Source organism: Sphingosinithalassobacter tenebrarum, from assembly GCF_011057975.1.
In the GTDB taxonomy this organism is placed as follows: domain Bacteria; phylum Pseudomonadota; class Alphaproteobacteria; order Sphingomonadales; family Sphingomonadaceae; genus Sphingomonas; species Sphingomonas tenebrarum.
This window is the reverse complement of sequence record NZ_CP049109.1, coordinates 3,186,275-3,195,956: the sequence shown is the minus strand read 5'-3', so window position 1 is coordinate 3,195,956 and position 9,682 is coordinate 3,186,275. Positions and strand designations below refer to the sequence as shown.

7 protein-coding genes are annotated in these 9,682 nt (G+C 65.2%); 3 read left to right on the top strand and 4 right to left on the bottom strand.

What is annotated here, in order from left to right; all coding sequences use genetic code 11:
* Nucleotides 1–273: 273 nt before the first annotated feature.
* Nucleotides 274–759 (bottom strand): redox-sensitive transcriptional activator SoxR, encoded by a 486-nt coding sequence (gene soxR / locus G5C33_RS15685; protein WP_165328001.1) that lies wholly within the window; start codon nucleotides 757–759, stop codon nucleotides 274–276.
* A 137-nt stretch (nucleotides 760–896) separates the two neighbouring features.
* Here soxR and G5C33_RS15680 point away from each other — a divergent pair, with 137 nt between their 5' ends.
* From G5C33_RS15680 to G5C33_RS15670, 3 genes are read left to right on the top strand one after another with little or no spacing between them, the layout of a single operon-like run.
* Entirely contained in the window at nucleotides 897–2,015 is a 1,119-nt protein-coding gene (locus tag G5C33_RS15680) for an efflux RND transporter periplasmic adaptor subunit (RefSeq protein ID WP_165328000.1), read from the top strand.
* 14 nt (nucleotides 2,016–2,029) lie between these two features.
* Nucleotides 2,030–5,107, top strand: coding sequence for an efflux RND transporter permease subunit (locus tag G5C33_RS15675; RefSeq protein WP_165327999.1), 3,078 nt, complete (start codon nucleotides 2,030–2,032; stop codon nucleotides 5,105–5,107).
* Between the two features lie 4 nt (nucleotides 5,108–5,111).
* Complete coding sequence (locus tag G5C33_RS15670; RefSeq protein WP_165327998.1) at nucleotides 5,112–6,548, top strand: efflux transporter outer membrane subunit; 1,437 nt, start codon at nucleotides 5,112–5,114, stop codon at nucleotides 6,546–6,548.
* Here the strand turns inward: G5C33_RS15670 and G5C33_RS15665 are convergent.
* The 3 genes from G5C33_RS15665 to G5C33_RS15655 all read right to left on the bottom strand — a co-directional run bounded on the left by G5C33_RS15665 (nucleotide 6,515) and on the right by G5C33_RS15655 (nucleotide 9,652).
* A complete protein-coding gene (locus G5C33_RS15665) occupies nucleotides 6,515–8,134 on the bottom strand; it encodes a fatty acid--CoA ligase (RefSeq protein ID WP_165327997.1) in 1,620 nt (539 codons plus the stop codon). The genes G5C33_RS15670 and G5C33_RS15665 overlap by 34 nt on opposite strands.
* Nucleotides 8,135–8,229: 95 nt before the next feature.
* The gene (locus G5C33_RS15660; RefSeq protein WP_165327996.1) at nucleotides 8,230–8,862 is read right to left on the bottom strand and encodes a TetR family transcriptional regulator; all 633 of its coding nucleotides are present in this window, start codon (nucleotides 8,860–8,862) and stop codon (nucleotides 8,230–8,232) included.
* 49 nt (nucleotides 8,863–8,911) lie between these two features.
* Entirely contained in the window at nucleotides 8,912–9,652 is a 741-nt protein-coding gene (locus G5C33_RS15655; protein WP_165327995.1) for a helix-turn-helix transcriptional regulator, read from the bottom strand.
* Nucleotides 9,653–9,682: the final 30 nt, after the last annotated feature.

Sequence of the window (9,682 nt, the reverse complement as noted above, 5' to 3'; positions counted from 1 at the left end):
GTCTAATTCGGTGATTTCCATAGTATTTCGTAAGTCAACCGACCTTATCAGATCTTTGATACTGCCGGATTCCGGGCGATTGTTCGGCGGAGCAATCCAGATGATGCGACGCGTGATTCGCGCATAGCCAAATCAAGCCCCCTGTGTTGAAGCCGGCCGCTTGGAACAGCTCCACGCAACGGTTCGGCTTTTGGCAAGTGCGATGGGCAAGAGCATGGACCAGCGGTCAATGCCGGAGGGTATATCGCGCGCGCCAGAGATACCGGTGGGTCCTCATGATGTCTCGGAGCCTGCGGTACGGTCCGCTTTCTCCTCCAGCAATCGCGGTCCCGGGCCGTCGCTGGCTAGCCTGTCGTCGGGATTGCGCAGCGGGCAATCGGCCAGTGAAAGGCAGCCGCAGCCGATACAGCTTTCCAGGTCGTTGCGCAGCTGCATCAGGCTGGTGATCCGTTCGTCGATGATCGCCTGCCACGCCTGGGTCAGACGATGCCAGTCGCGCTTTTTCACCGCGCGGTCGGCGGGGATGCTGTCGAGGAAGTTCTTTACCACCGCCAGCGGAATGCCGGCGCGTTGGGCGACGCGGATCACCGCGACCCGGCGCAGCACCGAGCGGGGATAGCGGCGCTGGTTGCCGCTCGTCCGCCAGCTTTCGATCAGTCCCTTGGCTTCATAGAAGTGCAGCGTCGAAACCGAGACGCCGCTGCGCTCCGCGACCTTGCCGACGGTCAGCGGATCGCGGGCGTGTTTGCCTGTCGACATGATTTCTCCTTGTGGACCACCGCTAGCGAATTTTCTGTTTGACCTCAACCAATGTTGAGGTTCTATAGAAGCGTCGGCCTGCGGGAAACAGGCTGCCGACGGGGGCAATTCGTCGGCCACCCGAACACGGAGCCGACATGTCCATCACCGACGACACCGACGATTTCGCGGTCGAAACGCCGCGCCGCCGCAAGGCGCCCCTGTTGATCGCCGCGATTGTGCTGGTGCTGGTGTTTGGCGCGATTTTCGCATGGCGCTCGATGCGGATGGCAGGCTCCGCCGCGGCCTATGCGCCGCCGCCGGTCGAAGTCACGGCGATGCGTGTGAAGTCCGAAACGCTGCCGCAGGCGCTGCGGGCGACCGGCTCGATCGAGGCGGTACGGCAGGTTGTGCTCGCACCCGAGGTTCCCGGTCGCATCGTCGCGATCCGATTCACGGCCGGGCAGCGCGTCGGTCGCGGCGCGCCGCTGGTCCAATTGTTCGACGCCCCCGAACGCGCCGATCGCTCGGCGGCGGTGGCGCGGCTCAATTTCGCGCAGATCCAGTATGATCGTTCCAAGGAACTCGAGCCGACCGGCGCCGAGCCCCGCGCGCTGCTGCAACAGCATGAGGCCGAACTGGCGCAGGCGCGTGCCGCGATCCGCCAGATCGACGCGCGGCTCGCGCAGAAGACGGTGCGCGCACCCTTTTCGGGGCAGATCGGTATCCGCCAGGTCGATCTCGGCCAATATGTGAACGCGGGCGATGCGATCGCCACGCTCACCGACCTCGATCGCGTCCATGTCAATTTCAGTGTGCCGCAGCAGGATCTTTCCAAGCTCGAAGTCGGCGGCGACGTTTCGGTGCGCAGCGATGCGCTGCCCGATCGCGAATTCACGGCAAAGGTGAGCGCGATCGAACCCGTCGTTGCGGGCGATACGCGCAACATCGCGGTGCAGGCGGTGATGGCCAATCCCGGCCGCGTGCTGCGCCCCGGCATCTTCGTCACCGTCGGCGTCGAACAGCCGGTGCGGCAGGGCGCGATCCTGGTTCCGACCACCGCCATCCAGACTTCGGCCTCGGGCGACAGCGTGTTCGTCGTGCGCGAAGGAAAGGCGGCGCTGGTGCCGGTGACCGTGGGCAGCGAAGTCGGCGAACGCACCGTCGTCGAACGCGGTCTTTCCGCCGGCGACATCGTCGTCACCACGGGACAGGTGCGGCTTCAGCCCGGCGCGGCGGTGACGATCGCCGACACGTCCAAGCCTGCCACGCGCTGAAGAGGTCGCTCACAATGAAATTCACCGATCTCTTCATCCGGCGGCCCATCCTGTCGATCGTCGTCAGCATGCTGATCCTGCTCGTCGGGGTCGCGGCGATGTTCGGCCTGCCGGTGCGGCAATATCCCAATCTGGAAAGCGCGACGATCACTGTCGACACAAGCTTCCCCGGCGCCACACAGGAAGTGATGCAGGGCTTCGTCACCCAGCCGATCGCGCAGGCGATCGCAACGGCGAGCGGCATCGAATATCTCAGCTCCACCTCCACGATGGGCCATAGCCAGGTGAAGGCGAAGCTCGTGCTCAACGCCGATTCCGATCGCACGCTGACCGAAATTCTGGCGAAGGTGCAGCAGGTCAAATACCGGCTGCCCGACGGCGCGTTCGATCCGGTGATCGCGAAGATTACCGATGGTGCGTCGGCGGTGCAGTATATCGGCTTCACCGGCGACGAATATACGCCCGCGCAGATCACCGATTTCGTGACGCGCGTCGCGCAGCCGCTGCTTACGTCGATCCCCGGCGTGGCATCGGCGGATATCTCCGGCGGCAGCGCGCTGGCGATGCGCGTCTGGCTCGATCCGACCAAGCTCGCCGCGCGCGAGCTTTCCGCTTCGGATGTCGCCGCCGCGCTGCGCGCCAACAACGTCCAGGCCGCGCCCGGCCGGCTCGATGGCGGGCTGACCGTCACCGACATCACCGCCGCCACCGATCTGCGCAATCTCGATGAGTTTCGCGATATGGTGGTGAAGACCGGAGCGGACGGGCTCGTACGGCTGGGCGACGTCGCGACGATCGAGATCGGCGGACAGAATTACGACAGTTCCGGTTGGTCCGATGGCAAGCGCGCGATCCTGCTCGCGCTGACCCCGACGCCCGACGGCAATCCGCTCGACATCGTCGAGGCCGCCAACGAACTGATCCCGCAGATCCAGGAGGCCGCGCCTCCGGGCATGGAGATCAAGAGCAAGTTCGACGTGGCGCATTTCGTCAACGCGTCGATCGACGAAGTCGAACACACGCTGATCGAAGCGGTGGTGATCGTGATCGTCGTGATCTTCCTGTTCCTCGGCTCGCTGCGCGCAGTGGTCATCCCGGTGGTGACCATCCCGCTATCGCTGGTCGGTACGGCGGCGCTGATGCTGGCCTTTGGCTTCTCGCTCAACCTGCTCACCTTGCTGGCGATGGTGCTGGCGATCGGGCTGGTCGTCGACGACGCGATCGTCGTGGTGGAGAATATCCACCGCCATATCGAGGAAGGGATGACGCCGATCGAGGCCTCGCTGGTCGGCGCACGCGAAATCGTCGGACCGGTGATCGCGATGACGATCACGCTGGCGGCGGTCTATGCCCCGATCGGGCTGATGGGCGGGCTGACCGGCAGCCTGTTCAAGGAATTCGCCTTCACGCTTGCCGGCTCGGTGGTGGTGTCGGGCGTGATCGCGCTCACACTGTCGCCGATGATGAGCTCGGTGCTGCTCAGCTCCAAGGTGAGCGAAGGGCGGTTGTCCAAGGCAATCGAGCATTTCTTCGCACGACTTTCGTCCGGTTATGCCCGCATCCTTGCCGCAACGCTGGCGATGCGCCCGGCGGTGCTGCTGGTCGCGGTGGCGATGCTCGGCGGGATCGTCGTCCTGTTCCTCGGCGCGCAGCGCGAACTCGCGCCGCAGGAGGACCAGGGCTATGTCTTCACCGCGACGCGCGGGCCGCAATATGCCAGCATCCGCTACACCGACCGCGTTTCGAACCAGGTCGAGGCGATGTTCCGCCAGCTTCCCGAATATGAAGGCAGTTTCTTCGGCAACGGCGACGGCGGCCAGAATCTCGGCTTTGGCGGTGTCATCCTGAAGGACTGGGAGGATCGCGAACGTTCGGCGACGGACGTGCAGGGCCAGCTCTTCGGCATGGCAAACGGCATCCACGACGCCACCGTCACGCCGTTCCAGCCCGCGCCGCTGCCCGCGGCCAGTTCGGGGCTGCCGTTCCAGATGGTGCTGCGTTCGCCCGCCGATTTCGGCACGCTCTATCAGGACATGATCACGCTGCAGCAGCAGGCGTGGCAGAGCGGGCTGTTCCTCTTCGTCGAAAGCGATCTCGCCTTCGACAATCGCTCGGCGCGCATCCGTATCGACGCGGCCAAGGCAGGCGAAGTCGGCGTGACGATGCAGGCGATCGCCGACACGCTGGCGACATTGGTCGGCGAGAATTTCGTCAACCGCTTCAACTATCACGACCGCTCGTACGACGTGATCCCGCAGGTCCGCGTCGAGGACCGGCTGACGCCCGAGAATCTCGGTCGCTACTATGTCCGGGCGAGCTCGGGCGAAATGATCCCGCTGTCGACGGTGATCAGCGTCGATGTGACGCCGAGCGCCAACCGGCTGCCGCAGTTTAACCAGATGAATTCGGCGACGCTTTCGGGCGTCCTGCGGCCGGGCGTCACGATGGGGCAGGCCGTCGATACGATGCGGGCCCAACCGCGAGCGCCGGGCGTGACGATCGACTGGCTCGCTGATGCGCGCCAATATGTGCAGGAGGGCAATCGGCTGACCGTGTCGTTCGGCTTCGCGCTGATCGTCATCTTCCTGGTGCTCGCCGCGCAATATGAAAGCTTCCGCGACCCGCTGGTGATCCTGATCACCGTGCCGCTGGCGATCTGCGGGGCGCTGTTGCCGCTCTATCTCGGCTTCACCACGCTCAACATCTACACCCAGATCGGGCTGGTGACGCTGATCGGCCTGATTTCGAAGCACGGCATCCTGATGGTCGCCTTCGCCAACGACCTGCAGCGCGAGCAGCAGCTCGATCGGGCGCATGCGATCCTCGAATCGGCGCGGGTCCGCATGCGGCCGGTGCTGATGACGACCGCGGCAATGGTCGCAGGGCTTGTGCCGCTGCTCTTCGCCACGGGAGCGGGCGCGGCGAGCCGCTTCGCGATCGGCATCGTCGTCGTGATGGGGATGCTGATCGGCACCTTCTTCACGCTGTTCGTGCTGCCCACTTTCTACACGCTGATCGCGCGCGACCATCGCGGCCATGCGACCTCCGAACGCCAGCGCGCGCTGGGTGACTCCATGCCGACGGGAGCTTGAACCCATGACCAGACAGCTATTCTCGATCGCGCTCGGCCTCGGGCTCACGGCTTGCGCCGCCGGACCGGACTATGCGCCGCCGAAACTCCCGGCACCCGCCGGGGCGTCGTTCGTCAGTATCGCCCCGGATACCGATCCCGAAGCCGATCCCGAAGCCGAATGGTGGCGGATCTATCAGGACCCGGCGCTGAACGCGCTGGTGGCGCAGGCGCTTGCGGCCAACACCGATCTGCGCGTCGCGATGGCGAATCTGCGCGCTGCCGAGGCAGTCGTCGCCGGCGCCGCCAGTCGGCGCCTGCCACAGAGCGAACTGACCGCGAACGGCACCTATGGTCGAAGCCAGCCACCGCTCTATCTGCCCGGCGAGCGTTTCACTTTCGGCGGCGGGCTTCAGCTTTCCTATGAAGCCGATCTGTTCGGGCGCGTATCGCGCACGATCGAGGCGGCGCGCGCCGATGCCGAGGCGCAGGCGTTCGCGGCCGCCGCAGTGCGGGTTCGCGTCGCCGCGGCAGTGACGCAGGCCTATCTCTCCGCCTGCACCGCTTCCGAAGCGATTACCGCTATCGAGGATTCGATCGACCTCACCAGTGAAACGGTACGGATTGTTCGCGCCCAGCAAGATGCCGGCTCGGCGGCAAAACTCGATGTCGACCGTGCCGAGGCGCAGCTTTCCGAAGCGCGCGCCGAACTCGCTCCGATGCAGGATCAGCGTGCATCGGCCCTTTTCGAATTGGCGGCGCTTCTGGGCCTCTCCCCAGCCATGGTCCCGGAAGATGCTGCCAGGTGCGGGTCAACCCCTGACCCGCACCACCCCATCGCCATCGGCGACGGCGCGAGCCTGCTCCAGCGCCGCCCTGATGTCGCCGAGGCCGAACGCCGGCTTGCCGCCGCCACCGCGCGGATCGGCGTGGCGACGGCCGATCTCTATCCCAGCGTCAGCATCGGCGCGAGCGTGATGCAGAGTGGCGGGGAGGGGATCAGCCAGAGCCGGGGCTTCTCCTTCGGCCTGGGCCCGTTGCTCTCCTTCTCCTTCCCGGACACGGGGGCGGCGCGATCGCGGATCCGCCAGTCCGAAGCAGAGGCCGAGGCGGCGCTGGCGCGGTTCGACGGCGTGGTGCTGACCGCGCTCAAGGAAGTCGAGCAGGCGCTCAGCGCCTATCGCGCGGCGCTGGCGCGCCAGGCTGAGCTGAAAAGCGCCGAGGCCCATGCCAAAAGCGCCTTCGACCTTGCGGGACTTCGCTATCGTGCCGGTTCGATCGCCTATATCGACGTGATCGTCGCGCAGAGCGAACTGGTCCGGCTGCGGCTTGCGCGGATACGCGCGGATCAGGCCGTTTCGTCTGCGCGAGTGGATTTGTTCCGCGCGCTGGGTAGCGGGTGGGAGTCAGTTGGCGAGAGCCGCGCAGATCAGTTGACCGCGCGGTCGCGGCCTTCCCAATAGGGGTCGCGCAGCGCGCGACGCATCACCTTGCCCGATGCGGTGCGGGGCAGGGCATCGGCGAAATCGACCGATTTGGGCACCTTGAACCCGGCGATCCGTTCCCGGGCATAGGCGATAATGTCCTCGGCGGTGACGGTTTCCCCCGGCTTGGGCACGATGACGGCCTTCACCGCTTCGCCCCATTTGGCGTCGGGCACGCCGATCACCGCGACTTCCTGCACTGCGGGATGGCCGTAGATCGCGCTTTCGACTTCGGCGGGATATACATTCTCGGCGCCGGTGCAGATCATGTCCTTGAACCGGTCGTGGATGTAGAGATAGCCGTCTTCGTCGAGATAGCCGGCGTCGCCCGTACGCAGCCACCCGTCGGCGTTGAGCGTTTCCCTGGTCGCATCCCCGCGCTTCCAGTATCCGACCATGTTGGCGACCGAGCGCGTCTCGACTTCGCCGACGTCGCGGGCGTCGAGCGGTTCGCGGCTGATCGGATGAACGACGCGGATTTCGACACCCGGCATCGGCAGGCCCGCCGAGCGCATCCGTTCGGTGCCCCCCGATTCGTGATCCTCGGGCGGCAGATAGACGATCGTGCCGCAGGTTTCGGTGGCGCCATATTGCTGGGCGAAGCCGCAGCCGAATACTTCGGTCGCTTCGCGCAACAGGTCGAGCGCGATCGGAGAGGCGCCGTAGAGCATGTAGCGCAACCGAGGAAATTCCAGTTCGCGCACGCCCGGCATCATCAGCAACATCTGGATCGCCGTGGGCACCAGGAACATCTTCGAGACACCGTCATGGGCGAGCGCGTCGAGCACCTTCTGCGGCACGAATTCGGAATGGACGATGGTGGTGGCGCCGTTGAAATAGCCGACGATCGCCCAGCCGACGCCGCCGATATGCCCCAGCGGCAGGGGGACGAGATTGACGTCGTCCTCGAGCCACTCGTTCCACGGCATCTTCGCGCCCATCCCCTCGCGGCGGCCGCTCAGGATATTGGCATGGCTGAGCATCACGCCCTTGGGGGTGCCAGTGGTGCCGGAGGTGTAGAGCTGGAGCGCGACATCGTCGGGATCGACGGCGATGTCCGGCGTCTGGGAGGATGCCGCGTCGCGCCATTCCTCCCAGCCGGGCAGGTCGCTGCCGTCGCCCATCGCGATGCAGCGTTTGACGGCGGGGAGCGCGCAGAAGCCGTCGGCCTTGTCGAACTGGTCGGGCGCGAGAAAGAGGAGACGGACCTCCGCATCCTCGAGGATCTGCGCGATTTCGGGTGCGGCGAGCCGCCATTGCACCGGCACCAGCACCATGCCCGCCTTTGCTGCCCCGAACAGCAGTTCGAAGAAGCTGTCGCAGCCCTTGCCGACGAAGCCGATGCGATCGCCCGGTTCGCAGCCTTCGGCGAGCAATGCGTTTGCGACGCGATTGGCGCGCGCATCGAGCGTTGCCCAGCTGGTAGCGTGCCCTTCGAACACCGTTGCCGCTTTGAGCGGGCGGCGCAGCGCATGATAGGCGGGTATGTCGCCCAGCCGGGGCATTGCGTCGAAATCGATCGGCTCGCACGCCGGATCCCGGGTTTTCGCTGCCTTGAGCACCATCCAGCTCCTCTCCGATCGTGATAGGGTCTCTGCCCTGCTTGCGGAGTTAATTAACTGAATAAATCAAATTGCACAAGGCGGCTTGTTTCGTCGTGTCAGGGCTTCAGGAGGATGCTCTCCATCAGGATTCCGGTGATGTGATCGGCATAGCGGCGACGCAGGTCGTCCGTGATTTCCTCGATTCCGAAGGCATATTTGAGCGAGTGGCGTGCGTGGAACAGATGGTCGCACGCGCCGACCAGCGAAAAGTGGAACAGCATCGGGTCGATGTCGCGGAACACGCCCTCGCGCTGGCCCTGCTCGAGTATCGCTTGCTGCGCGGCGGCGAGCGGCTTGGTGAAGCGTTCGGCGATGAAGCGCGCCATGTCCGATTCGGTATCGATCGACAGCGCGCCGACCAGGCGATTCATATAGGGGTAGCGGAAATAGGTCTTGATCACGCCGGAAACGTGATGGCGCATCTTTTCAACCGCGCTCATCTCGGCGTTCACCAGCGCGTCGAGATTGTCGAACGTGCCGCCCGCGTCGCGTTCGAGCAGTGCCTTGAACAGCCCGGTCTTGCTGCCGAAATGATAGCGGATCAGCGCCGAATTGACGCCCGAGCGCTGGGCGATGTCGACAAAGGTCACGTCGACCGAATTGCGCTCGGTCATTAGCGCACTTGTCGCGTTCAGCAGTGCGTCGGCTGAAGGGTTGTTCGCCTCCTTTCGCTGGGGGGAACTCGCCATCAAAAATCTCCCTTACGCATTGAATTCCTTACTCCACCCGTCATGCGGCCTATTGCCGCGTCGTCACAAAACCCAGTTCCGCGGCGCGTTGTACGGTGCGCAGCCGCCCCGTCTGGCCCAGCTTCGCGCTGGCCTTGCGCAAATGAAAGCGCACCGTCGGTACGGCGACTTCCAGGATCGTCGCGATCTCGCCGTCGGTCTTTCCCGCCGCCGCCAGTTTCAGGCATTGTATCTCGCGGCGCGTGAGGCGATGGAAGCCGATATCGGGCATGCCGTGACTGGCGCGGTCGCACGCCGCCACGAAACGCAGTGCAAGCCCGTGCAGCGCCACTGCGTGATCGCGATAGAGCGCGGCGACATCGACGCCTTCGCCGTCGCTTGCCCACAGAACCGCGCCGATCGTCGGGCCGGGCAGATGGGCCGGCGCAACGATCGCGGCGCGGACATCGTAATCGCGTTGTCGCGCCTGTTTCTCGACATCCTCGCGCAGCGATATGGCCTGCCATGCGCCGATCGTCCCGCGGTCGAAATAAAAGGGTTCGGCGGTGTGCCGGACGACCGCGATGATCGCATTGTGCAGCGCCAGATCGGACCATTCCCAATATTCCCGGGCGCCGCGCGTAAAATCGAACAGCGCGCCGACGGGGGTTCCTTCCTCGTCCAGCGCCGGGCGCGCGCTGCTGATATCGGCGCAGGCGGCGACCAGCGGCAAGCCGATGCGGCTGCCCGCCTTTCTAACCTGTTGCGCCAATGCGCGAATACTGGCCTGCGGCGCCGTTGCGGCGGGCATCGTCACCCCCTGTCAGAAACGATAGCTGTC

Coding starts and splice junctions, on each gene's coding strand:
- soxR (WP_165328001.1), bottom strand. CDS start 759: ATGTCGACAGGCAAACACGCCCGCGATCCGCTGACCGTCGGCAAGGTC.
- G5C33_RS15680 (WP_165328000.1), top strand. CDS start 897: ATGTCCATCACCGACGACACCGACGATTTCGCGGTCGAAACGCCGCGC.
- G5C33_RS15675 (WP_165327999.1), top strand. CDS start 2,030: ATGAAATTCACCGATCTCTTCATCCGGCGGCCCATCCTGTCGATCGTC.
- G5C33_RS15670 (WP_165327998.1), top strand. CDS start 5,112: ATGACCAGACAGCTATTCTCGATCGCGCTCGGCCTCGGGCTCACGGCT.
- G5C33_RS15665 (WP_165327997.1), bottom strand. CDS start 8,134: ATGGTGCTCAAGGCAGCGAAAACCCGGGATCCGGCGTGCGAGCCGATC.
- G5C33_RS15660 (WP_165327996.1), bottom strand. CDS start 8,862: ATGGCGAGTTCCCCCCAGCGAAAGGAGGCGAACAACCCTTCAGCCGAC.
- G5C33_RS15655 (WP_165327995.1), bottom strand. CDS start 9,652: ATGCCCGCCGCAACGGCGCCGCAGGCCAGTATTCGCGCATTGGCGCAA.